26 protein-coding genes and 1 riboswitch are annotated in these 24076 nt (G+C 46.2%); of the genes, 10 read left to right on the forward strand and 16 right to left on the reverse strand.

Annotated elements, in window-relative coordinates:
- The first annotated feature begins 159 nt into the window (after positions 1 to 159).
- A riboswitch (cyclic di-GMP riboswitch) is annotated at positions 160 to 244 on the forward strand.
- A gap of 83 nt (positions 245 to 327) precedes the next feature.
- Together ACFSUC_RS06105 and ACFSUC_RS06110 are read left to right on the forward strand one after the other, a co-directional pair.
- Positions 328 to 1998, forward strand: a complete 1671-nt coding sequence (locus tag ACFSUC_RS06105) for a pyridoxal phosphate-dependent decarboxylase family protein (protein WP_379928610.1) — start codon at positions 328 to 330, stop codon at positions 1996 to 1998.
- A 3-nt stretch (positions 1999 to 2001) separates the two neighbouring features.
- Positions 2002 to 3726, forward strand: coding sequence for a methyl-accepting chemotaxis protein (locus ACFSUC_RS06110; RefSeq protein WP_379928611.1), 1725 nt, complete (start codon positions 2002 to 2004; stop codon positions 3724 to 3726).
- A gap of 215 nt (positions 3727 to 3941) precedes the next feature.
- Here ACFSUC_RS06110 and ACFSUC_RS06115 read toward each other — a convergent pair whose 3' ends face one another.
- Positions 3942 to 4757, reverse strand: coding sequence for an inositol monophosphatase family protein (locus ACFSUC_RS06115; protein WP_379928612.1), 816 nt, complete (start codon positions 4755 to 4757; stop codon positions 3942 to 3944).
- Positions 4758 to 4998: 241 nt separating this feature from the next.
- On the opposite strand from ACFSUC_RS06115, the gene ACFSUC_RS06120 reads away from it, so the two are divergent.
- The gene (locus ACFSUC_RS06120; RefSeq protein ID WP_379928613.1) at positions 4999 to 5820 is read left to right on the forward strand and encodes an SPL family radical SAM protein; all 822 of its coding nucleotides are present in this window, start codon (positions 4999 to 5001) and stop codon (positions 5818 to 5820) included.
- Positions 5821 to 5858: 38 nt separating this feature from the next.
- Here the strand turns inward: ACFSUC_RS06120 and ACFSUC_RS06125 are convergent, their stop codons facing one another.
- Positions 5859 to 5984: an aminoglycoside 6-adenylyltransferase gene (locus tag ACFSUC_RS06125; RefSeq protein ID WP_379928614.1), complete on the reverse strand. Its 126-nt coding sequence runs from the start codon at positions 5982 to 5984 to the stop codon at positions 5859 to 5861.
- Positions 5985 to 6243: 259 nt separating this feature from the next.
- Between ACFSUC_RS06125 and ACFSUC_RS06130 the strand changes: the two genes are divergently transcribed.
- Positions 6244 to 6855 (forward strand): FMN-binding negative transcriptional regulator, encoded by a 612-nt coding sequence (locus ACFSUC_RS06130; RefSeq protein WP_379928615.1) that lies wholly within the window; start codon positions 6244 to 6246, stop codon positions 6853 to 6855.
- Positions 6856 to 6857: 2 nt separating this feature from the next.
- On the opposite strand, the gene ACFSUC_RS06135 is transcribed toward ACFSUC_RS06130, so the two are convergent.
- Positions 6858 to 7724 carry a DMT family transporter gene (locus ACFSUC_RS06135; protein ID WP_379928616.1) on the reverse strand — a complete coding sequence of 289 codons (867 nt, stop codon included), beginning with the start codon at positions 7722 to 7724 and terminating at the stop codon, positions 6858 to 6860.
- A 125-nt stretch (positions 7725 to 7849) separates the two neighbouring features.
- Here ACFSUC_RS06135 and ACFSUC_RS06140 point away from each other — a divergent pair, with 125 nt between their 5' ends.
- Positions 7850 to 8146 carry a putative quinol monooxygenase gene (locus ACFSUC_RS06140; protein WP_379928617.1) on the forward strand — a complete coding sequence of 99 codons (297 nt, stop codon included), beginning with the start codon at positions 7850 to 7852 and terminating at the stop codon, positions 8144 to 8146.
- A gap of 103 nt (positions 8147 to 8249) precedes the next feature.
- Here ACFSUC_RS06140 and ACFSUC_RS06145 read toward each other — a convergent pair whose 3' ends face one another.
- Both ACFSUC_RS06145 and ACFSUC_RS06150 read right to left on the reverse strand, forming a co-directional pair.
- A complete protein-coding gene (locus ACFSUC_RS06145) occupies positions 8250 to 9158 on the reverse strand; it encodes a methyl-accepting chemotaxis protein (RefSeq protein ID WP_379928618.1) in 909 nt (302 codons plus the stop codon).
- A 137-nt stretch (positions 9159 to 9295) separates the two neighbouring features.
- Entirely contained in the window at positions 9296 to 9784 is a 489-nt protein-coding gene (locus ACFSUC_RS06150; RefSeq protein ID WP_379928619.1) for a YiaA/YiaB family inner membrane protein, read from the reverse strand.
- Positions 9785 to 10079: 295 nt separating this feature from the next.
- Here ACFSUC_RS06150 and ACFSUC_RS06155 point away from each other — a divergent pair, with 295 nt between their 5' ends.
- Positions 10080 to 10367: a hypothetical protein gene (locus ACFSUC_RS06155; RefSeq protein ID WP_379928620.1), complete on the forward strand. Its 288-nt coding sequence runs from the start codon at positions 10080 to 10082 to the stop codon at positions 10365 to 10367.
- Between the two features lie 153 nt (positions 10368 to 10520).
- Here ACFSUC_RS06155 and ACFSUC_RS06160 read toward each other — a convergent pair whose 3' ends face one another.
- The 7 genes from ACFSUC_RS06160 to rlmD all read right to left on the reverse strand — a co-directional run bounded on the left by ACFSUC_RS06160 (position 10521) and on the right by rlmD (position 16722).
- Positions 10521 to 10697: a hypothetical protein gene (locus ACFSUC_RS06160; RefSeq protein ID WP_379928621.1), complete on the reverse strand. Its 177-nt coding sequence runs from the start codon at positions 10695 to 10697 to the stop codon at positions 10521 to 10523.
- Between the two features lie 444 nt (positions 10698 to 11141).
- Entirely contained in the window at positions 11142 to 11549 is a 408-nt protein-coding gene (locus ACFSUC_RS06165) for a hypothetical protein (protein ID WP_379928622.1), read from the reverse strand.
- 245 nt (positions 11550 to 11794) lie between these two features.
- Positions 11795 to 13498, reverse strand: a complete 1704-nt coding sequence (locus tag ACFSUC_RS06170) for a DUF2326 domain-containing protein (RefSeq protein ID WP_379928623.1) — start codon at positions 13496 to 13498, stop codon at positions 11795 to 11797.
- Complete coding sequence (locus tag ACFSUC_RS06175; protein WP_379928624.1) at positions 13492 to 13731, reverse strand: ABC-three component system middle component 6; 240 nt, start codon at positions 13729 to 13731, stop codon at positions 13492 to 13494. The genes ACFSUC_RS06170 and ACFSUC_RS06175 overlap by 7 nt, the downstream gene beginning before the upstream one ends.
- Positions 13732 to 14364, reverse strand: a complete 633-nt coding sequence (locus ACFSUC_RS06180) for a hypothetical protein (RefSeq protein WP_379928625.1) — start codon at positions 14362 to 14364, stop codon at positions 13732 to 13734.
- Complete coding sequence (locus ACFSUC_RS06185) at positions 14354 to 14590, reverse strand: hypothetical protein (RefSeq protein ID WP_379928626.1); 237 nt, start codon at positions 14588 to 14590, stop codon at positions 14354 to 14356. The genes ACFSUC_RS06180 and ACFSUC_RS06185 overlap by 11 nt, the downstream gene beginning before the upstream one ends.
- Positions 14591 to 15228: 638 nt before the next feature.
- Positions 15229 to 16722 carry a 23S rRNA (uracil(1939)-C(5))-methyltransferase RlmD gene (gene rlmD / locus ACFSUC_RS06190; protein ID WP_379928627.1) on the reverse strand — a complete coding sequence of 498 codons (1494 nt, stop codon included), beginning with the start codon at positions 16720 to 16722 and terminating at the stop codon, positions 15229 to 15231.
- Between the two features lie 262 nt (positions 16723 to 16984).
- On the opposite strand from rlmD, the gene ACFSUC_RS06195 reads away from it, so the two are divergent.
- Together ACFSUC_RS06195 and ACFSUC_RS06200 are read left to right on the forward strand one after the other, a co-directional pair.
- On the forward strand, positions 16985 to 17158 hold the full coding sequence (locus tag ACFSUC_RS06195; protein ID WP_379928628.1) for a hypothetical protein: 174 nt from the start codon (positions 16985 to 16987) through the stop codon (positions 17156 to 17158).
- A 146-nt stretch (positions 17159 to 17304) separates the two neighbouring features.
- Positions 17305 to 19071 (forward strand): B12-binding domain-containing radical SAM protein, encoded by a 1767-nt coding sequence (locus tag ACFSUC_RS06200; protein WP_379928629.1) that lies wholly within the window; start codon positions 17305 to 17307, stop codon positions 19069 to 19071.
- 205 nt (positions 19072 to 19276) lie between these two features.
- Here ACFSUC_RS06200 and ACFSUC_RS06205 read toward each other — a convergent pair whose 3' ends face one another.
- The 4 genes from ACFSUC_RS06205 to ACFSUC_RS06220 all read right to left on the reverse strand — a co-directional run bounded on the left by ACFSUC_RS06205 (position 19277) and on the right by ACFSUC_RS06220 (position 22591).
- The gene (locus ACFSUC_RS06205) at positions 19277 to 20260 is read right to left on the reverse strand and encodes a type I phosphomannose isomerase catalytic subunit (protein ID WP_379928630.1); all 984 of its coding nucleotides are present in this window, start codon (positions 20258 to 20260) and stop codon (positions 19277 to 19279) included.
- 22 nt (positions 20261 to 20282) lie between these two features.
- Positions 20283 to 20879 (reverse strand): class I SAM-dependent methyltransferase, encoded by a 597-nt coding sequence (locus ACFSUC_RS06210; protein WP_379928631.1) that lies wholly within the window; start codon positions 20877 to 20879, stop codon positions 20283 to 20285.
- A gap of 7 nt (positions 20880 to 20886) precedes the next feature.
- On the reverse strand, positions 20887 to 21840 hold the full coding sequence (locus tag ACFSUC_RS06215; protein ID WP_379928632.1) for a TIGR01212 family radical SAM protein: 954 nt from the start codon (positions 21838 to 21840) through the stop codon (positions 20887 to 20889).
- A 277-nt stretch (positions 21841 to 22117) separates the two neighbouring features.
- Positions 22118 to 22591 carry a MarR family winged helix-turn-helix transcriptional regulator gene (locus ACFSUC_RS06220; protein WP_379928633.1) on the reverse strand — a complete coding sequence of 158 codons (474 nt, stop codon included), beginning with the start codon at positions 22589 to 22591 and terminating at the stop codon, positions 22118 to 22120.
- Positions 22592 to 22867: 276 nt separating this feature from the next.
- Between ACFSUC_RS06220 and ACFSUC_RS06225 the strand changes: the two genes are divergently transcribed.
- Both ACFSUC_RS06225 and trmB read left to right on the forward strand, forming a co-directional pair.
- Positions 22868 to 23041, forward strand: a complete 174-nt coding sequence (locus ACFSUC_RS06225) for a hypothetical protein (RefSeq protein ID WP_379928634.1) — start codon at positions 22868 to 22870, stop codon at positions 23039 to 23041.
- A gap of 212 nt (positions 23042 to 23253) precedes the next feature.
- Positions 23254 to 23979 (forward strand): tRNA (guanosine(46)-N7)-methyltransferase TrmB, encoded by a 726-nt coding sequence (trmB, locus tag ACFSUC_RS06230; protein WP_379928635.1) that lies wholly within the window; start codon positions 23254 to 23256, stop codon positions 23977 to 23979.
- The last annotated feature ends 97 nt before the right edge of the window (positions 23980 to 24076 follow it).

Below are 24076 nucleotides of genomic sequence, written 5' to 3' on the forward strand. Positions count from 1 at the left end.
GCAAAAATTTCAAATTTGGCATACGAAATAAACAAAATCGAGAAAAATGTACTAGAAAAATGAAATGAAACATAGTAGAATATACTTACTCGGCGCTGTCAAGATGCTTTTCACGATTGTGAAATACTACATAATTTTATTTGACAACATACAATCGAATATGGTATTAGGCAAACCTGTTGAAAAGCAGGGACGCAAAGCTATAGGGACTTAGCCTGAACAGGCATGTCAGCCAGTTGCATTCGTTTGCAGGTGAACTATAGCTGTCTCTCTAGCTATAGTTTATTTAATTTAGAGAGATTTGACAATCAGAAAGGAGTCGAGATGATGGAAACAATGGAACAAACTAGCATGCAGCGTTATTTTCCGAGTACCGATGGAAACGTGGAGGACCGGCAACAAATCGTTTCATGGATCGAACAATTACTGTCAGGCATGGATGCATTAAAAGATCCGGATCGCGTGCACTTGAAGGGAGACAAGCAGCGGGGCGAGCAATTCTATCAGAATCTGATTGAGAACAGCCATATTCCATATCGTTCAGGCTCCATGGAACAGGTTAACGAGAAACTGATTGATCTGATGAAGGATCATCCTTTTCATACCAAACGTTTTATAACCAATATTTTACCGATGGCCAGTACACCCGGCATTGTCGGCATGATGGCTGCGATGCTCCTGAACGGGAACAATCTGTGGGACGTCTACGGTCCGGCAGGCGCAGAAGCAGAGGTCAGTGTCATCAGCATGATGTCCAAGCTCATTGGCTATGATCACACGAAGAGCGGTGGATATACGACATGGGGAGGACAGGGTGCCGTGTTCACGGGGCTTCGAGCTGCCATTGCCAAGTTTGCCCCTTATGCGATGGAGAGAGGGATTCCCAATCATTTGTATGCGTTTACGAGTGAGGCTGCCCATTATAGTCTGCTGAAGTCAGTAGAAGCGGTTGGAATGGGACGTGACAAGCTAGTCAAGGTTGCCTGCAATACGGATTCTTCCATGAACATGGAGGATTTGAAAGAAAAAATGAAACGTGTGATCGAACTCGGTGGGGTGCCGATTTACATCGTGGCAACAACTGGCACGACCGACGCGATGGGCATAGACGATCTCGCTGAGGTTTATGAGACTTCAGAAAAAATAGCAAATGCACATGGTCTCAGACGTCCGCACATTCATGCGGATTCCGCTCTGGGTGGCTTCTTCGCTTTCTTCAATACCTATGACTTTGAACATAATCCGCTTGGCTTCACGCCGCAGGCGCTGCAAGCACTAGAGCAAATCTCAGGCAAGCTGAATAAGCTGGCGTTGGCCGACTCTCTCTGTTTTGATTTCCAGAAACTCGGACAGACCCCCTATGTGACCAGCCTGTTTCTCGTGAAGGATGCCGCTGATCTTGAACCGATGGATCTGGCGCCGGAGGAAACGCCTTATGTGGGTCACCGTGGCTACGGTCAATATCATACGGGATATACACTGGAATGCTCGCGTATGGCCAGTGCGGTATCGATGATGGCGGCGTTGACGGCTTTTGGCATTGAGGGGTATCAACGTCTTCTGGGACAGTTTGTTGAAGTGAGCTGCGCCGTCCGGGAGGGGTTAGCACAAATTCCAGGCGTGGAGGTTGTGAATCCAGATAATCCGGGCATTACAACACTGTTCCGAATCTATCCCGAAGGTGCGCCGAGATATCAGCAGGAAATCTCGGGAACGTGTTCGATTTACGATCTGAAGCGCAACAATATGCTGAACGAGATGCTGTTTGAACGTCTCGGGGAACGACGAAATGAGATGTTTTTTGGGGATACCAAAAAGCATCTGAATGTGAGAAGTGCAGAAGGGGAAACGTTGTCTTTATATGCCAGCAAGGTTTTTATCATCTCTCCTTATACGGAACGCAAGGACGTACCGGATATCATTCAATATGTAAAGGAGAGGGTAGCAGAAACGTTTAAGAATTGGGAGCAACTGATGTATATGAGAGGAGCTGTGTAATGCATGAACACCATTCGAAAATTGTTCCACCCGATTCGCAGCCGCATGGCGGTCAAAATGATTTTGAGCTTGATTGGATTGCTGATTCTCACGTCGCTCGCTTTTTCCATTACCGCCTATGTGACCAACAATCGCTTGGCGGACAAGCTGGTAGAGGAGTTTGACAAACGGTTGCATACCAATATTCAGATCCTGTCCTCAGAACTTGCAGAGCTGCCGTACCGCTATGATGAGATTCAGGGCATCGGGGATGAGCCTTACCAAGTCCTCAAAGGCAAACTGGATCAGCTGCAAGCTGAATATGAGTTGGAAAATGTGTACATTTTGGAAAAGCAGTCGGATACGGACCGTATCATTTTGCTGACAGGCGTTCCAGATGACTATATGCTTATATACCCGTTTACGGAAGAAATGAATCAGGCAGTCAGTGAGAAGACGATCATGATCAGTGATATTTATGAAGATGAATACGGCATTCATAAATCTGTGTTTATTCCACTCGAAGCAAGCGACGGGACGGTGACCGCGATTGCGGGCATTGATCTGGATGCGACCGTCATTCCGCAAACGACCGAGCAGGCGACAACGCTGACGGTAACTATCACCATTTCTGTTCTGGTCGTAGGCATCCTGATTGCGCTGTTCATTAGTCGGCTGGTCATCAAGCCGCTGAATGAACTGGTAAAAGCGTCGCAATATATGGCATCAGGCAACTTTACATACAATGTTGAGAACCGCAGAAGTGATGAATTCGGAAAGCTGGCAGAAGCATTTACCACGATGCGGCAAAGCTTGCGCACCTTGCTTTCTCACATGTCCAGTTCCTCTATTCAAATTGCAGAATCCAGTCAGAAGCTGAGAGGTTCGGCAGGGGAAACACAGCGGGGAGCCGAGCAGGTAGCCGATTCGATGACCCAGATCAATCAGGGCATCAATGAAGTCGTCACTTCCGTTTCCTTCAGTACCGATACGGTCATGAATATGGATCAGGAGCTGCAGACGGTCACGAACGAATCCGCGGAAATGGTGACGATCGCAAGTCACGTCGCCCGCAGCGCGGAAACGGGTCAAACCCTACTGGAGTCAACCATCTCACAAATGGATGACATCAAGCGTACGATGCAGCAGTCGCAGCAGACCGCTTCCCGTCTTGACCAGCGCTCCGAGGAAATTGTGGAAATCATCGACCTGATTGTAGGGATCTCGCAGCAGACCAATTTGCTGGCCTTGAATGCGTCGATTGAAGCAGCCAGGGTCGGTGAGCATGGCAAGGGCTTTGCCGTGGTAGCGGGCGAGGTGAAGAAGCTGGCGGAGCAATCGTCCAGGGCGGCCCAATCCATTTCGGAACGAATCCTGAATACGAAAGCAGACAGCCAGGAAGTGGTGCAGCATATTGAGCGCAGTCATCATATGGTGAACCAGGGCCACCATTCCATTCAGGATACATATGAGCATCTGAACGTCATTTTTAAGGGCATCAAGGAGTTTGCGAAGAAAACAGAGGTACTCATGTCAGCGATGCAGCAGACGAGAGACTCGTTTACCGGTATATCAGGTTCCATGCAGCAAATCTCCAGTGTGACACAGGAACAGGCTGCGGGAGCAGAACAAGTGGCAGCGATTGCACAACAGCAAAGTGCATCCGTTCAGGAGATGAATGCGGCTATTCTCATGCTGTCCAGCATGGCGGGCGACCTGAAGGAAGCTGTCAACAAGTTTGAGCTGTAAGGGATTTGCCGAGCGAAGCCCGTGTTTAACCGATGGGCTCGTTAGTTGCCACCAGGCAGCGTGAAAGTGACAAGCAGAAATGACCGAATATCAGAGAGAGAAAGCAAGAGGAGATTGTAAATAGATCGAAGCAAAAGGAGCAGGGGATGCGTGAATACAGCATCCCTGCTCCTTTCTGCTGTTCTTATCTGACTCCTGTTTTCCCTTCATCTGGATTAGGCTGATCCTAAAACAGCTTGTACGAGATGAAGAATGTGCTCATGCTGATCAGGCAGGGCGGCTACCAGGCAGGGCTCATCCAGCATCCCCGTAAAGGAATTTCCTTGGAAATCGGTGATCACGGCTCCCGCTTCCTGTGCGATTAGAACCCCCGCGTACAAGTCTTCTTCTTCTGTCTGATAGACCACAATGGCATCCAGGTCTCCCCGAGCGAGCATGACCCACAGCAGGGAGGGAGCCCAAAGATTGAGTACACGTTTGCATTGCTTTTCCATCTGATGTCGTATTCGTTTGGCAATGGGGTCCTGCTGAACCTGATACCCTTGTACCCATCCCGCCGTAGGGGCTTTCAGTCTGTTGTGATAATGAAGAGGTTTCAATGGAATCGGGGCCCCGTTGCATGTTGTGCCGTGCCCCTGTTCTCCGATATACAGGCGATCGAGGACGGAATCATAGATGACACCCAGCCGTGGCTGTTGTTGATAGAGCAGCGTGATCACCACCCCGTATAAGGGAAGGCCAACGGCATAATTATGGGTCCCGTCAAGCGGATCGATGAGCCACATCCATTCGCTGTCTGGACCCACATGACCGGATTCTTCACTGTACAAGTGATGATCCGGGAATTGCTGCATGAGGATGGTCAATATTTTCTGTTCAGCCAAATGATCCACGTGGGTGACAAGATCTCCAAACTTGTCTTTCTCCGTGCTGATTATTTCATGACCAAAATGTTGTCTGGCTATCTGACCCGCTGCTACGGCAGCATCGCTGGCTGCTGTTTTTGCTTTTGCTAATAGAGAAGCTTCCATATCTCATTTCTCCTTTTGAAAGCTGGTATTTGGATGCACCTAAGAGACCTTTTGGCCTAAGAGACCTTACGGTCTGAAAAGTCCCAATTTTGAAAGAACGGTCAGTAACCGAAGTTTGGTACGAATTCTGTAGGGTAGGTCAATAGACGCATACATAAGATAACAGGGTTAATCTGTACGATAAGCATGACCTCCATGACCAGGATGACATGCATAAGAGGTATAAAGGAGCCGTGGGCAGATGAAGGTGGATATCAGCTATAAGCAGCCGAAACAAATTTTGACCGTAACGGGCGGATTTCTTGAAGGGTACACGCACTCGCTGAATCCATATGCGGGATGCGCATTCGCCTGCTCATATTGCTATGTACGCCGGATGCCTGTGGGCCTGTTTCGTGGTCAGCCCTGGGGCACGTGGGTGCAGGTGAAGGAAGAGGCGGCGGAGCAATTGCGAATCGACATGCGCAAGGCGAGAAAAAAGGGCAAGGTGACGATCTTCATGTCTTCCAGTACCGATCCCTATCAGCCTGTGGAATACCAGGCGAGGATTACACGGTCCTTGCTGGAAGTGCTGGTAGAGGAAAAGCCGGACTTTTTGTTTGTGCAGACGCGCAGTCCCCTCGTTACCCGTGACATCGATTTATTTCAGCAACTACAAGATCGTATCCGTATCAGCATGACGATCGAAACCGATCTGGAGCGTGTTCGCAAAGCCTTTAGTCCCGCCGCCCCACCGATTCCTGCGAGACTGCGGGCATTGGAGCAAATCTCAGAATCGGGTCTTCCCGCACAGGCCACCCTTGCCCCGCTGTTGCCCTTCAGTCCATCTTTTCCGAAGAAACTTGCAGAGATCGTGGATCGGGTTTGCATTGATGATTTCTACGCTGGGGATGGCAGTGGAGGCAAGCGCACCGAACAATTGAAGATCCGTCAGATATATGAAGAGATGGGTCTGGAGCAGTGGTACGGCAAAGGCATGCATGAAAAGGTGTATCCGCTGTTTCAAGGTGATTTTACGGAGGATCAGATTTTGCTTAGCAGAGAAGGTTTCCTGCCGGATTAGGCTTCGATCATCGTCTTCATCTTTTTCATGGTTTTAGGCTACTGAAAGTGATCTCTAGGTGCAAGCGCATCGGTAGGGGAACCATTCATGTACACGGCTCGTATCCGTTCATCCTGACTGGCTACGCCAAGCATGAGTCTATACATATCTGCTTCGCTTCTCATCGTCCGTCACCCCCTTTCCGCGAGTTCCATTTTGGAATAGCATAACATAAAATGGCAGTTAAACCGATGCGCTCATCGGTAGATGAAGCAAAGATGAATCATCTATTCATCCCAAATTAATGGATGATCGTACTTCCGAATTGGCGAAATGATTGCACAGCCCAATTTGCGGTATGATAGAAAAAGGATAAACAGCGAAAACGAATGGCGGGATAGAATGGAAAAAATCATTTACAAGGAATAGAGGAGAGGGTGCGCTATGTACATACCAGCAGTCAATCAGGTGAACGATCCGGAAAAATTGGCTGACTTTATAACCACATACAGTTTTGGCATTCTGTTTTCACAAACGGAGGAGGGTCCGTGGGCCACCCATCTGCCTTTTGTTGTGAAGCGAGGGGAGAACCATACCCTGGAACTTTTGGGCCACATGGCCAAAGTGAATCCCCACTGGTCCAAGATCAGGGAGGAGATACTGGTAGTGTTTCAGGGGCCACATGCCTATATTTCTCCCACCTGGTACGGAGAAAAGCAGACCGCCCCGACATGGAATTATACGGCGGTTCATGCTTACGGACGTTTTGAATGTGTGGATAATCGGGATGAGCTGATTGCCATCCTGGAGGCATCCATTGAGCAAAATGAAAGCCGATTCGCCTCCCCGTGGCGTACGGATTTATCTAGTGAAGAAAATGAGCGTTTGATGGAGATGGTCATGGGATTTCGAATTCAGGTACATCGGCTGGAAGGCAACTTCAAGCTGAATCAGCATCATACCAGCGAGCGCAAACAACGAACGATTGCCGGACTTCGACAAGCTGGCGATCCTTCTTCCATGCAGGTCGCAGACTGGATGGAGCAAGAGACCTGAGCTCAAGATCCCCACAGGCCTAATAAGAGAACACCGGACGTGACCCATATGGAAGAGATGATTCGTTTGCTGCCCTGTCGTTCTCCCAATATCCAGATGCCCATGATCGTACCAAACACGGTACCGATCTCTCTCATCGGAGCGAGCTGAGAGACGGGAGCCAGTGAAAGGGCGTAGAGAAACAACAAGTACCCGCCTGGCGCAATGACTCCACCTAGCAGGATGGTTCGCCAATGGAGTCGAAACTCAGCTTTGATATGCGGAGTGCGCAATCGATAGAGTACCCAGCTGAGTACGATGAAATTGCCCAGGTGAGTGGCTCCATTCAAGACAACGGGATGAAAATAAAGCAGCGTGATCTTGTTTATCACGAGATTTGCTGTGATGCAGATGCCTACCGCCAGTGCGACAAGCGGCGCCTTGCTTGCTTGACGGCGGAGTCGTGGGCGCTTCCAATATGTCAGATCACTTAGCAAGAACATCCCCATCACAATGAGAAGCACGCCAAGCCAACCGAACAGGGAAAGCTGTTCATGTAGTACGGTGACCCCGATGACAGGTACGAGCAACGGACTGGTGCCTCTCATGATCGGGTAGACTTGGGACATGTCGCCAATGGTGTAGGCATAGGCGAGCAAGCCGGTATATATTGCATGCACCAGCATGGATAGAAGCAGCAGAGAAACACTGACCAGGGTGTAGGACTCCTGGGTGCCCACCATTAGCGCCCATGGTAAAAAGACGATCATCGCCACAAGCTGGGCATGCCATAAAAAAGCAAACTTGTTGGTGCTTTTTTTCGTAAACAAATTCCACAACGCATGAAGAAATCCGGACAGAATAACCAGGAGTATGACGGTATATACCATGGGCGTTCCTCTTTTCTTGCCTATGCAGAAGATAAAAGAAAGATCGGCAGCGATTTGCTTCGCTGCTGAGAAATCGGTATGCTGGCATTGTACAACAACATGAAAGTGACAGGAGGGATAAGCAGATGCTGCTTGTCATGGTTCGATTCAAGGTAAAGACGGATAAACGGGAAGCGTTGCTGGAGCTTGCTCAAAAGCTGGTGGACAACACGGTCAAGGAAGAGGGCTATGTCAGTTATGAACTGACGGAGATTAGTCTGGCGTCCAACGAGTTTATGTTTGTAGAGAAGTGGGCCAGCAAGGAAACGCTGGACAAGCATGGCAGTACGGATTTTTTCAAGGAACAGTCCGGGCATTTGGCTCAGCTTCTTGATGGAGAACCGCAAACGGAAGTCTATGTATTGGGTGACCGTCTCGTATAAGTGTACAGGTAAGGTAGGGTAAAGACAGGAAGAGAGGGACATCGTATGCGCTGTACGATAAGTCCCTCTCTTTTTTCGTCAATCCAGACTGATCCTGTTGTGGTTAGATGATCTCGCCCAGTGTTTTGGTCTGGGCATCAAGCTTGCTGGCGGATTCCCCGATACCGGAAAACTCCTCTACGACTTGCTGAATCTGGGTCTGACTTTGCTCAATGGTGCCTTGCGACGCTTTGATTCCCTTGCTGACTCTGGCCACATGCTTGGCTATGCCCTCGACGGTAGCCTGAATTTCTTCTGCCGCAACATGAACTTGATTAGCCAGTTTTCGCACTTCGGTGGCGACCACATCGAATCCCCGTCCATATTCTCCGGCATGGGCCGCCTCAATAGCTGCATTCAAGGCAAGCAGATTGGTTTGGGAAGCAAATTCCCGGATGGTTTGTACGATATGTCGCACCGCAATATTTTGCTGTTCCAGATCATGCAGAGAGGAAAGGCTCGCTTCATTGTCTTCGACTAATTGAGAGATCGCGGCAGCTACCCGCTGATTATGTACGATCCCTTCGTCCGTTCGCGCAAGCAGTACCTTGGCCATTTCTTTGAGTTCATCGGATACACGGGCTTTGGCCGCTTCCCGCTCTGTGATATCTGTGGCAACCTTTAGCACTGCCACGACCTGTTCCTGCTCATCCCGAACGGGCATATAGGTTGCTTCCAGAATCAGCACTCGGTTGTCTTTCGTCACTCGAGTGATCTTCTCCTGAAACATTTTTCCGGCACGCAGATCCTTCCACAGCGCTTCATACTCCGCGCTGCTGGCATATTCCTCCAGACAGAATTGCCGATGATGTACCCCCGTCAATTCCGTTATGGTATAGCCAAGCGCCTGAGCGAAAAGTTCATTCGCCCACAGCACTTCTCCGTTTGTGTTGAATTCAATCATGGCAAGCGATTGCTCTAAGGCAGTAAGTACAGATTTCTCATTCAGAACTTGTGTTGTTTGCGTTCCCAACGTTCATCTCCCACTTCCCAATGTAAATGATAAGGATATAGCCAAAAACAATATGAATTATACATGGTGTGTCAGGTTGTGTAAAGGAAGGGGTAGAAGAGAAGGATGACGGTAACACCTTGTTTGAACCGTATGTGTTAGCTGGCAGTATCCTGCTGCAGGTTGCTGCTGCTCGATTGCTCATTCAGGATGTCCTGATCTTCCGCGTTGTCCCGAACGACCTTCTGCACCCCGATTGCACTGTAGGAGATCAGGAGAACGACGGCTATGTAATAACCTTTTACATTCAGTTCAAAATCGGCATTATACATTCCGATGAAAAACATGCCGTAGCCGATGGCCAGACCTGCGTAGGACATGCCGGTGAAAGCGGGTGTATTTCTTTTCCGGTGTCGAGGATTTTCAAGCTGCAGCTCCTTGTCCTCCACATTGTCGCGCGCCACCTTCTGCACGACGATACAGCACATCGTAATGAGCACAATACATAGAATATAGTAGCCTTTTACGTTCAGTGCCCAATCCGCATTGAACACGCCGATGCCGAAGAGGGCGAATCCGGCAGCCAGTGCAAAGTAGGATATAGCTGTAAAGGCCACTGTATTGCGCTTGCGATAAATCGATTTCATTTCATCAGCTCCTGGAAGAAAAATTTGATCATTTCCTTCCGCATTATACCTCTTTTTGTGTGATATGTGAATTAAATGTCGAATTGAACAATAAAAACTTCTCTATCATGACATCAACATGAATGCGATGGATGATCCGGCATTTTTTATCAAGTCGGGAAAAGCAACGGCAGGGATTTCAGCGATGTGAAATGTACAAGGAATGTATGTGTGGGGTAACAAAGTCATGAAGGAAAATCAAACTGACAATGGCATCAGGACAAACTCAGCGCAATTCATCATTAGTGCGCAATGAGTGGATCACCGTGACGTGCTAGCTGCTGATGGAGAACCTGTTGTATACTCGCCTGAAGTTGCTGAGAAGGCTGTTCTATTTCAGCAAAAGTTATTAAGGAGTGCCAATAAAATTGCTGTTCTCTGCAATTTCGAATTTATGGTACAAAACATAAAGCATGTAACATTGGAAAGCGGAATTCATGATAAATCCCATCAGTTATTTGATAAAGACAGAGTTATGATTCAGGAAGCTTACGAACTTCTTGGCATTAACGGAAATGATCTGATTAAAGAGAAGAAACAGTAGAGCCTTCAAAACTAAAGATAGTGGCTCTACTCGATGATTGAGTCAGTTTGGGACGTTGTTCAGGAGATGCTGCCAAATGGAACGTCCATCTTCAACCCCAGCATTATACATCAATTCTTTTTCGAGTGCATGACGATGGTTTAGAGTCTCCACTCATTCGAGGATAAGTTGATACAGCCGTGGATCTAATTCAGCTTTCAGTTGCTTCTCCAGTTCGATTTGCCTTAGCCGCAATGGTTCGATTACAGGCGAGTTTCCAGCTAATCTAGCTTGTTCAAAAAATCGTGCCTCAAACGCTATTCTGAGCCATTCTGGTAAAGGCTGCTCCATAATAAATCCCCTCCCAAGGTAAATTGTTGCTGATCTTACCGTAGAAGGGGATGGTTTTCAATATCCAGTTTCGGTTCACTCGATTGATCACCAGTTACGCAAATCAAATTGACTGTTTTCGCCATTTCGCGATTAGATCGTCGCGAATTGATCGTAAGCTCTTAATTTCTTCGATGATTTCCTGCCGCCGCTTCCGAGTCGTGCTTGCTTGACTATGCTCAAGAGCGAGCTTGCAATGCTTACGAGCTATAGAAAGGAACATTTGGGTCTGGGTATCGTCCAATTCGATGCCGACGAGTGAATTGCTATACGATTCGCGTACATCATGGCAAGCCTGAGAAACCATAATCACATGAAAAACCTCCCAAGGAACAAGTTTGTATCATGTTACCTTGGAGGTGAAATTTCTCAAGTTTAATGTTGAGCGAGATAAGATCAACGATTTTATTCTCTGACTGTAATTCCTGCAATCCGCAAATATTCATCATATCTGTCAATAACTTGACATTCTATCAGATTAACAATTCTTCCAATATTGTATTGCTGTCTTGAGATTGTCATATCATCCAGAGTTGGATATGGAATATTCATTCTTGCTTCATCAACTGATGCTGTATAAAAAATATCAATAGTAGTTCCCATATAACGAAGATAAACCATTTGTCTTGTAGCTGTTGGATGATGAATAAATCTTTCAACCCAAGCCTCTTCAAAATCAGTCTGATCTTCTCTATCACGTTGCATTGTTATTGCAATGCCATTTTTATAAACATACCTACCATCAGAATCATCATAAATCCAATCCATAATATCAGATTCGGAGATAATATTCATAAATTCATCATAAGTCATTTCTTCTCCCCCCCTTTCTACACAACTATTTTACCAATGACTTCCTCTAAAGGAAAGCAAATTGAAATAGATATCTCGAACTTTATAAACTCTGACAAAAGCTCGAGCGATGACAACCCTGAGTAGGTAATATGGCATCGATATACTATTTCCCAATGAGCGACACTCAGTTGAGCAAGCAGAATTGATATTATATTCTATAAGAAACTATAAAAAAGATACCCCTCATATGAGGAATATTTTAATTAATTCAATCTAAAAAATCTATCATCCGAACTTAATTCCAAAACTTTAACTTTTTCAATAAATTCCACATCCACTTTACCGACACGTTCTCTCAGAATAGGAATAATGTATTGACCATCTATTTCATTACAGAGATCAAATATTGTCTTCAACTGGTTTATATGAGTATTCTCTAGTTTATCGTGAATTACAAATTGAGGGGCACTTATATCCATCTCTTCTGCATATTTCATATAAGCTAAGTCGAATGCTACAATTACACCCTTCTTCATCCCAGTTCCAACTCTGCCTTTAAACGAATCAAGTGATACAGGAAACTTCTTTTGCTCTTTCCAATTGCTGTTGTAAACAAACCAATACTTTTCACCATAGAGTTTTTCACAGTAAGCGGAAAAATATTTGTTAAAAATACTAACTTTTTTGTTAATGCTATCTGGATCTAATTGATCGTTAATCTCCTTCATTTTAACTGATATATCTTTAATTTCGCTATCAACACCCTCAAGTATTTTGATAGATTGGTTTATCTCGCCCTTTTCAACATTTAGTTTCTCTATCTTAGTATTCAAAAGATTTAGTTCTTCTAGCAATCCTTCATCTAACATATCTATTGTTAATTTTTTCTTTTCCTCAAGTAAAGCATCTCTTTTCGTCAGTACCTCTACTAACTCAGATTCTTTTAACTCAAGCTGCATTATAATAAAATTGATTCTATTTTGGATCATAGCATTGTGAAAACTCACTACTTTGTCATACGTTTTTGCTAATTCCCCCATATACTCCTTTGCTTCGTTGTATAAATACCTCAACTGTTTTAAATCAACATTGTTTTTTTCCCCCTCTAACTTAGAAATGTTTTTCTTAATCGAGGTTACTTCAAATTCTATTAACTGTGACTTTTCTTCTAGTACATTAATCTGAGCTGTAAGCAATCTACGTTTTTCTAACTCATCTTTATATGTGTCCATATAGTTGAGCTGTTTTCTTTTTAATAATAGTTCCGCAAGCTCTTTTTCAACCAGTTCATTTTTCTGCTTCAAGCTATCTAGTGATGTAATATGAACATCCTTTTCTAGCATTTTATGCTTATTTTCACATTCTTTAAGTCTAACTGAAAGCATATCCTTTTCACTTAATAGGTCATTCCTTAAAATTTTCAACAAAAATAAATATATCGTATCGTATGTATCATTTGAAGTTGCAGTCAAAAACTTAATGATACTTTCATCAGTAGAATCATTTACTCTTACAAATTTGGGTATTAACTGCCTAAGTGTTGGATATGGTTCTTTCAAGTTAAACATAATGATTTTTAATTCTTCCCAAAACTCATCCTGAGTATATTCCTTACCATCAATTATCCTTTTACCTCTATTAAAAAGTTGTCTTATTATCCTAATTCTTTTATTTTGCTTTCGTAGCACTAATTCTGCTTCGACCTTACTTTCATTTAGGAGTTCTTTAATTGCTAAGTTTTCACTTCTCGTGTCCGGATCGTAATATAGTGAACTAACTGACTTCGCCCCTAAACATAAATCGATAATCTTAATTGCTGTAGTTTTACCTACATTATTACCGCTGTCTTGAGAGCGATCACTTGTATTATCTAGAATCAAGCTTAATCCCTTTAGATTAAAGGGAATCTCCCGAATCATCTCTTTTTGCGGTGCAGTTTTTCTAACGATAAGTTTTTCTATTAACATAACACAACCCTATCCTCTTCTAGACGAATTAATGAAAGCAAAAATAACCAATCAAGAGAGTAATACAAAAAATCTACATGTAGATTTCTATCTACTTTTGAGCGAATAATTTCAAATAAATAGTCAATTGTAAGCATATTACCGTTTAATTTCAGTTCTTCTAATATAACAGCGCCAATGTAGTATAATGAAAATTTAGGTTCTCTATCCACGTTTATAATCACAAATATCACCTATGGCTTTTCAAGAATTTTACACTCAACAAATGCATAACATAGTACTCTAATTAATCCATCCTCAATATCTTCATATACAATAGCAGTATTATCGTCTGCTAGTATCCTCTGCTTTAAGTCACCTTTAACCATATCAATTATGTAATCGGCATTCCTTCTGATAATCTCAAGATCATCTAACTCATCTTCCTGATGCTCAACCAACAATTGCCCCTTATACTCATTATATAGATGCTTAATGTCTTTTAATATCTTACTTTTTGATCCCATAACGTGATTATCGGTGATGTTAAAAGCCTCTTCACATATTCGACCATAATAACTATATTCAATAATTACTCCTCTATATTTAATCAAATTATTATGGGTTATTTTATCTGGGATGTTGAAGGGTCTTAAATCTTCTTCGCTAACTTTATAGCGTTGATCGAGTTCTTCATCAGATAGGACTGTTATCTCAGAAAGTACTTCTATGATTTTGGGAATTATCGAAGGCAGTTTCTTCTGTCTCTCAGGTAGCATAACAATAAAGTTACTACTATTATCAACTGAACCATTAACAGTCCCTGCCATTATTCCATGATTGATGCCATCGTTATCTACCGAAGTTGCTGGCTTTCTATTTAGCATTATTTTTGATGCCTCCAGTAGTTATCCCTGCCATTACTCCAGTATTTTGACCAGTATTGCTAATCTCAATATCACCTTTGTTGTCTACCTTACTTTCATGTACTTGTCCTGTATTCACCATCAAACTAATTCGTTTTACTTCATTTTTAGCTTTTACTGCAACGACACAAGAAATCACCGTTGCTATCATCGATATCAAACTTATTATCATCATTGTAATGTCCATGCGGGATAACCTCCTAGTTCATAAAGTGATCTCTTACCAATTCTCCAAAATGTTACAAAATCCTGCGAAATAGTTAGAGAGGAAAGCGATAATTCTATCTCCTTCCTAAGCAATATTTTAAGATATGTTATCAGGCACATAATTAAGAGCTAATCTGCAGATTTAGCATCGCATCATCAGCACTTAATTCCACTTTCTGCTTTCTCATAATTGTGAAAACGTCAAAAGCCTGCCACTCGGCAGGCTTCTTTATTTCAGATGTTCCTCATAGCAACACATGTTATTGATGACCCTCGTGTCTTCAAACCCAAACTCGGTTAACTATTTCTTCCCCGCGAAAACAACGAGGGCTAAAACAACTATCGGCACAGAGTTGAGTAGCATCCAAGCCACCTCTGAATTCATCTTAATGAAAATCAGTACAGTAGAGATGTTGGAGGAATGTAAGCCTGCTAGCAGACAACCAACAAACCACAGTTTCCCACCCAAAAGTACAGTTATCGCTTCGAGGAAGTGCGGGATTGCACCGCAACCAATAAATTGGAAAAAGGTGTAAATAACTTGTTACGAACTTATTTCGTTTGGCAACCCATAAAGCAGATTTACAATTTGAAGGTTTTGAGCCAACCTGTCACATCTCATTTTCGAACCATCAATATTAGACACTCCACATGCGCGGTCTGCGGGAACATGTCGACTGGCTGGAGCCATTCCAGTTGGAAACCGTTCTTCAACAGGACCGCACAATCCTTTGCCAGGGTGGAAGGGTTGCAGGAAACATAGACCATTCGTTTGGGCTTGGCTTGAATGATGGCTTTCAGCAGGGCATCGTCACAGCCTGTGCGCGGAGGATCGACCACAATCACATCGGGTTTATAGCCCTTTGCCACTTGAGAGGGCAGCCATTCCTCTGCTTTTCCTGTTATAAATACCGCATTGTCGATATGGTTCAGCCTGGCGTTTGCCTTCGCATCCTCGATCGCTTCCTTCACCAGTTCGATGCCGGTTACCTTCTTCGCGGATCTGGCCAGCCACAGGGAAATCGTGCCAGTGCCGCAGTACAGATCAAGCACTTCTTCCGTGCCTGTTAACTGCGCGGCTTCTTCTGCAGCTCGGTACAGATGAAGCGTCTGCGCCGGATTAAGCTGGAAGAAAGCACGCGGCGACAACTCATACTTCAAATCTCCGAGCTTTTCCTGCAACGTCTCTTTGCCCCACAGCAGCGTAGTTTGATCTCCGAAAATAATCGAAGTTTTCTTCGGATTGATATTTTGGGCGATGCCCACAACCTTCGGAAACTCTCGGCGTATCGCCGCAACGAGAGATTTGGCTTGCGGGAAATGTGCTTCACTGGTCACGAACGTAAGCTGCATTTCCCCGGTGGTGTAGGCGATGCGAACGACCAGGTTTCTCAGCAGGCCTTTTCGTTTGCGTTCCTGATAGATGGATACCTGATAGGCTTTCAGCCATTCTTTTACTCGCTGAATGAGGGCGTTGATATCCGGATGCTGCACAGGACATCCGCTAAGATCCACCAGTTGATGGCTGCCAGGTGCATACAAGCCCGTCTGTACGGCTCCCTGGTGGAAGCCAACCTGCATCTGTGCCTTGTTCCGATAGGCCCAGGGATCGTTCATCCCGATGATCGGCCGTAGCGGAAGGTCCGTCAGTTTGGTGTAGCGGGAGAACGCGTCCCGTACCACGTTTTCCTTGGCGCGAAGCTGTTCTTCGTATCGGGTGTGCTGCATGGAGCATCCACCGCAAGCCTCATAGACCGGACAGGGTGGGGTGACGCGTTCTGCAGAAGTTCGCTTATGGGAAAGCAGCTTGGCCTGAATGTAGTTGGGCAAGGCTTTTTCAACTTGCGCTTGAACGAGTTCGCCGGGGAGCGCGCCGGGAATGAAGACAGCTTTGCGTTCATAGTAGCCCACCCCTTCGCCGTTGATTCCAATCTTCTTCACCTCGACGGTGATGCGGTCGCCAGTCTGTAATTGCTCCGCTATACGAGGGCTGGACAATTTGGACTGTGAGACTTGCGAGTTTGAATCTCGCGGAGCGAAAGCAGGCCGTTTGGAGGCGGGACGCTGTTTATGATTTTTTCTTTTTTCGAATCGGTTGTGTTGCTTGTTCATCAGTATTCAAGCCTTTCCAGTTCAGTTCTTCGGGATGTTCGTCATCGATTTTGCGCCGTATATGGTTACCTTGAACTATATCATGACAGGGCTGAAAAACAAATATGTGGGCGGATGATTCAGCTGTTTTCGTTTTGGGTAGAAATAAATTGGCCTTTTTCGGAAAGAATAAATTTAACCAAGCATTAACAACTTGTTTATCGTCATATAATAATTTGCTTGTATGATGAAGGAAGATGAAAATCAGGAGGGAATCGAAAGCATGATTTTGTACCGAACCGCGAAGTGGGCGGAAGAAAGAAAGCAACTGGCACGTCACTTAACCCAACAGAATGTGGACCATGAAGGTGTGCAGGACGAAATGGCCCAATTCGATATGCAGATGATCAAAGAAACAGAAAGCTGGAAAGAAGGTTTGAACTCCCCGCTCATGTAGGCAGGGGAGTTTTTCTTTATGTTGCCAGGAGGATGTTTTCATGTAGCCCTTCCCGTGTCTGTGGTAAAATGGAGGCATTGTCACCACCATGCTGGTGGGCAATGTACCGAAAGTGGATACGTGAATGAAGAGAGATGGGGTAAGCAATGAACGTAATCGTAGCATCGTTAAACGCCAAATACATTCATATGAATCTGGCGATTCGTTATTTGAAGGCCTTTTGTGAGGCAGATTTTCAAGTGGAAATGGCCGAATATACCATCAAGGACCCTGCGATGAATATCGTATCGGACTTGTTCGAGAAAGAGCCGGATGTGCTCGGTTTCTCCTGCTATATCTGGAATATCGAAGAGACGATTCGGGTCATTCGTATGATGAAGAAGATCAAGCCATCCCTGCAGATCGTGCTTGGCGGCCCGGAAGTTTCTTATGATACGGCAGAGTGGATGGAAAAGCTGCCGGAAGTCGATTTTATCGTGGCAGGAGAAGGAGAGGAGACGTTCCATCATTTTCTCCAGGAGCTGACAACGACGCAGAAGTACCACTTCGTCTATGGTCTGGCCTATCGCAAGCAGGATGAGATTATCGTTAACCCGGGCAGACCGAAGCTGAACCTGAATGACATTCCCTCTCCGTATCGCTTTGCCAGTGATGTGGACGAGCTCGGCAAACGGGTGGTCTATTTCGAGACGAGTCGGGGCTGCCCGTTCAGTTGCCAGTTTTGCCTGTCTAGTATCGAGGTCGGGGTTCGTTATTTTGACATGGCCCGTACAAAGGCAGATTTGCTGTATTTGATTGAATCCGGCGCCAAACTGATCAAGTTCGTTGACCGAACATTTAATATCAAGCGGGATTATGCGCTGGAGGTCTTTGAATTTCTCATCGCCCATCATCAGGGCTGTGTGTTCCAGTTTGAGATCACCGCAGATATTATGCGTCCGGAAGTGCTGGATTATCTGGCCGAGCATGCACCACCTGGTATTTTCCGGTTTGAGATCGGCGTCCAGTCTACGAACGAGGCGACGAACGAGATCATCCAGCGACGTCAGAACTTTGCCAAGCTGAGCCGTACGGTCACCAAGATCAAGGAGAGCGGAAAAATTGATCAGCATCTTGATCTCATCGCCGGATTGCCGGAAGAGGATTATGCATCGTTCAAGCAAACGTTCAATGAAGTATTTGCACTGCGTCCGGAGGAATTGCAGCTGGGCTTTCTGAAAATGCTGCGGGGTACGGGTCTGAGAGAGCGGGCAGGCGACCATGGCTATGTGTATATGGATCAGCCGCCGTATGAAATGTTGAGCAATGATGTCTTGCCATTCTCGGATATTGTGCGGATCAAGCGGGTAGAGGATGTACTGGAGAAATACTGGAATGCCCACCGTATGGACCACACGCTCATCTATTTGATTGAACAGGTGTTTCCGTCTCCCTTTGATTTCTTTCAGGAATTTGGCGATTACTGGGAGTATCGGGGTTGGCAGCGTATCGGGCACCAGCTGGAAGATTTGTTCACCAGACTGAGGGAATTCCTCAGAAGCCGGGACACTACGCAATTGGAAGTGATCGAAGGAATGATGAAACTCGATTACTTGCTTAACCATAAATACAAGCCTCGCAAAATGTGGTGGGACCGCAGCATGGACAAGTCGGAGCAAGCTGAGTGGATGAAGCGTATTGCGGAGCATCCTGCACGTGTGTCTGCCGATTTTGTCGCCCGCGGATTCAATGAGAAGGAACTGCACAAGCATGCGATAGTAGAGCAGCTTGGATTTAACTGGTCCGCCTGGCAGCAGGACAGAGTGATCGATGTCTCGACTTCCGATATCCTGCTCGTCCTGTATCAGGTAGGGGGCGATCTGCCCACGTATGAGATCATCAGGGAGAAGAGGGGTTCACACACCGTCAGTTAATTCCCGGAAGTGAATCGTCGAGATGAGAGCTTGAGAAGTGACGATTCACATTCAGATTCAATCACCTATATGCAATGAACGAGAACGATAAAAAAACCGTTCCCGATCGATCAGCAAGGCGAGCCAATCAGCCTTCAATGTCTGTATCGATCAGGGAACGGTTTTTTGGTTTTTAGTATTTTAATAAATGAATCAGGACGATGGATTAAGACGTCGGCAGATGGCTTTGCAGGACGGTCATGTTGCCAGACAGTGTATAGCTTTCCAGATTGGCCGGGATGAGCAGGGCATCTCCAGGTTGCAGGTCCAGTGAATCCGCATCATCTTGTCCGCTCCATGCAATCTGGCCGTTGCCTTCACAGACCATGATGATCTGGAACGTCCCGCTCACTTGCTCAATTGTCCACGCTCCGTCGACAAGTCCCTTGTTGGTCACAAAATAGGGAGAAACGGCGAGGTTTAGCCATTCATGTGCTTTTGACAGATCAGTCTGTTTGCGTGTAGCACCGGAATCCCCATAAGCGGTGACATTCAGGGAGTCCCCAATGTGCAGTTCTCTCGGTTTGCCATCCAGTCCAGGACGATTGTAATCGTACAGACGGTAGGTTGTATCCGAGTTTTGCTGAATTTCTGCGACAATGACGCCTGCTTTAAGGGCATGTACGGTTCCAGCCGGGATATAGAACGTGTCGCCGGTCTGTACTTCAACTTCTTGTAACGTATCCAGGATACGATCTTCGGCAATGGCTTTAGCGAAGGTGTCCCGATCGACTTCTGGCTGCAATCCGTAAATGATCTTGGCACCGGGCTCCGCATGGACGATGTACCACATTTCCGTTTTGCCAAGCTCCCCTTCTGCCAAATTTTCATAGTGGTCATTTGGGTGAACCTGAATGGACAGATCATCTTGACAGTCCAGCCATTTGATCAGGAGCGGGAATCGGCCGTTTTTACTCTTGGCTCCATTTTCACCCAACCATTCTTCTCCAAATGCCTTGCGAATCTCGTCGAGTCCTTTGCCCGCGAGTGGGCCATTGGCTGCAGCGGTTGTGCCATTGGCATGATCTCCAATGACCCATGCTTCTCCGATGGCACCCTCAGGCAAATCAAATCCAAATGCTTCAAGTCCGCGACCTCCCCAGACTCTTTCTTTGAATTCCGGTTCAAACTTTAACGGATATGGCTTCATTTCTCTCTCCCTTTCATTTCGATTAGTCATCCCTACTGGAGGCGATTCTCTTCTCGACAGCGATCAAATAGGGCGGGTTGCCTTGTGAGTTAATCATGCGATAGCTCAGGACCTGGGCCACAGAGGAGGATAATGCCGTCGCCCACTTTTCGATGGCATGTGCCTCTTCGTCTCCTCCGGCATGTCCTGGATAGAGTACGGCAGTCAGGATGCCGCCCTTTTTCAGCAATGAGAAAGCGTCCTCCAATGCGGCAATGGACGTTTCCGTCAAGGTTACGATCTGCTGATTGGAGCCAGGCAGAAAGCCGAAGTTGAACATGACGGCCTGAACCTGCTGATGCCACTTCGAGGGAATATGCAGCGACATTTCACTATGACTCGCTTGCAGCAGCGTAACCCGATCAGACAACCCCTGGTGAGCAGACAGATTCTGCCTCGTTGATGCGAGGGCCTGTTCCTGGATATCGAAGGCATAGACATGACCTGTGCGACCGGCCAGCTTGGCCAAGTGAATCGTGTCATGGCCGTTGCCTGCTGTACCGTCAATGACGACATGTCCGGGTTGCACCTTTCGGGCCACGAGCTGCTGGGCATAGCTGAGTACGGATACGAATCCCATGGTCAGCTTACCCCTTCCACAGTCTGCCTTGCCAGGTGTGGCGCTCCCTGAACTGGCGGTCAATCTCGTTAAGCACTTCCCACTTCTTCAAGCTCCAGGTTGGACCGATAAGCAAATCTCGCGGCGCATCTCCTGTGACGCGATGGACAATCATCTCGGGTGGCAATTGTTCCAGCGTATCCACGACCAGCTTGATATACGTATCCTGATCGAGGAATTCCACCAGCCCTTCTTTCCATTGTCTGACCATTGGGGTTTTGCGCATCAGATGCAGCAGATGGATTTTGATCCCCTGTACATCCATTTGGGCGACTGCCTTTCCGGTTTCCAGCATCATGTCCTCGGTCTCTCCCGGCAGGCCATATATAATGTGGGCGCACACACGAATGTTGTGCTTTCTCAGCTTCTCGACGGCTTCCAGGTAACACTGGGTATCATGGGCGCGATTGATCAGCGTGGAGGTGGATTCATGCACCGTCTGCAGCCCCATTTCGACCCATAGATACGTTCGTTCATTGAGTTCAGCCAGGTATTCCACCACATCGTCCGGCAAACAATCCGGACGGGTCGCAATGGATAACCCCACGACGCCCGGCTGTTCCAGAATCACCTCGAAATACTCCCGCAGTGTCTCGACCGGCGCGTACGTATTGGTGTAAGCCTGGAAATAGCCAATATACTTGGCATTGGGCCATTTCTGATGCTGTCGGTCCCGGACTTCATTAAACTGGGTGACCAGATCGTTTCGACGGCTTCCCGCAAAGTCACCTGACCCCCGCGCGCTGCAAAACGTGCAGCCTCCTGATGCAATCGTGCCATCCCGATTCGGACAGGTGAAGCCTGCATCCAGCATCACCTTGAATACTTTTTCGCCAAATTGGGCTTTCATTTCTGTGTTCCACGTATGGAACCGCTTGTCTCCCCAGAGCAATGGTTCTGAAGAGGCCTGTTCGGTATGCATAAAAAGGAAACTCCTCACCTTATTTTAATTTGTTAGTTTTGTTATGACAAGTGATTGTGGTTGAGAAAACAAAAATATATTCGATTCGTGAACACGGATGAACCTCAGCGGATGAAGCCTGCCAACTATATGGCTAATGGCAACGGACGGATGCCATGCAGCTTGTTGTCTTGTCCACGTGCACGATTTGTGTCTGAACTGCTATACATTGTATCAGACTTTTCATTTATTGTGGAATGGAACGCGCAGGGAGTCTGCGGCCCTTTAGCCGCTCATGTCAATCGTGGTCTGCTGATAGAGGAGCGGACTGTTTCTGATGAATCGCGAGCAGAGCCTGCTTCCATGCAAGATGCGTTTCTTCATTCGTCCATGTCGTGATATCAGCTTCCATCTGCTTTGTCCATCGCTGCATGAAAGCAGACAGATCCGCGCTGCCTTGCTCACTCAGCAACACGTATACGATCCGCTTGTCCTTGCTTAGCCGGGCACGAAAGGCCAGGTTCTGTTTTTCCAGCCGATCCACAATGCCCGAAGCTGTTGGCGCGGTGCAGGAGAGCATGTCTGCGATCTCCCCGATGGTAAGGGGGCCGTGCAAGTGCAGGAGACGAGCGAGATGAAATTGCGCAGACGTAAGGGGAAAGTCCGCTTTCGCCAGATCTTCCTCCAGCCTCTTGTTCAGCCAGGTGTTAACGTGAAAAAAGGCATCCATCCAGGTCGTGGAGGACGGAATCTCCTGTGGTTCAGCATGCATATAATGGGTCACCTCTTATAGTTAGCTTTGCTAAATAAAATATATGATCATATTGAAATACATTATACAAGATTCCGCAGGAAAAAGCAGAAAAAAAGATCATAAAACCATGCAAGTTTACGAAAAAATCTATTGAAATACCTCACATAAACTGTTATATTATAAGTGTAGAACATGACGCATCTATTCGTTTCTGTTTCCATACGCATGATTCACTGCAAAGTTGGTTAAAGTGAAAGTAGGAAAGAATGAACGATATGAAAGAGGTGATCAGATATGGATTCTCAAGTAAAGGTTCCAAAGGGCGAAGAAAAGATCATGGTGGAACTAACTGTGAAGGAAGCTATCGCACTGACGGGAATTCGCTTCAACGGAGAGCCGCATATTAAGCTGGGAGCGCGCAAGAAGTTGATGAATCAGATCAAGGATGTAAATGAAGCCTTGCACTAAATGAGACGACAGGAATGGAAAATGACCCTGATATAGGATGTCCTTTTGCGGAGCAGGGATGCACGCAAGGATGTCACTGAGGTGTCTGTCTGAGACAGGCGCCTTTTTGTTTGTTTAGGACCGTCTTTACAAAAAAACGAAATCGGGGCAAAATAGATGGAGATTTACGGAACGAACAAACCGTTAATATAACAGTTGGAGGATATACATCTATGCGACTACGAAGACGTCGTGACACTAGGCAATACTTGGAGAATGAGACAGGGCTTGTACAGCTCAGGCCCGAGGAACATAAAGGAAACTGGCATGCTTTCTTTGGCAATGACCGCCCCACCTACGTGGAATTGGGTATGGGGAAGGGAAATTTTATCAGTGAAATGAGTGCAAAATTTCCGGAGATCAATTTTATCGGCGTTGATATGTATGATGAGTTAATTCGTAAGGCGAGCGAAAAAGCAAGGGAAGTGCACGGCAAGGCAGAAGAAGAGCAGATCCCCAATCTTGCTCTGCTGCTGGTCAATGTGCAGCAACTCACAGACATCTTTGCTGAAAATGAAATTGCGAAGATTTTCCTTAATTTCAGCGATCCGTGGCCGAAGAAACGGCATGCGCCAAGAAGACTGACGCACGAAGGATTTTTGCGCAAATATGCGGAGGTGCTGAATGACGACGGCATTTTGCAGCTCCGAACGGATTCCGTTACCCTCTTTGAATTCTCCCTGAATTCCTTTGCGGATTGCGGCCTTCGCATGCGCAATATTCACCTGGATCTACATCGTGAAGGAGAGCCGGAAGAACATGTGTATACAGAGTATGAGCGCAAGTTTGTAGAGCAGGGCGTTCGGATTCATCAATGTGAAGTGCTAATGGGCAAAAAAGCGTTGCTGGATCATGAGAAACGTCTTCAGTCCGTTCAGTCCGAAGTCGAAACGTCATAAAAAAGAACCAGCTGCAAGCAGGCAGCCGGTTCCTTATTTCTCACAAATTTCGTCAAACATCGAACAACCTTCAAAACCATCGAAAAACTTTGGCAGA

Source organism: Marinicrinis sediminis (assembly GCF_042685085.1).
Lineage (GTDB): Bacteria > Bacillota > Bacilli > Paenibacillales > KCTC-33676 > Marinicrinis > Marinicrinis sediminis.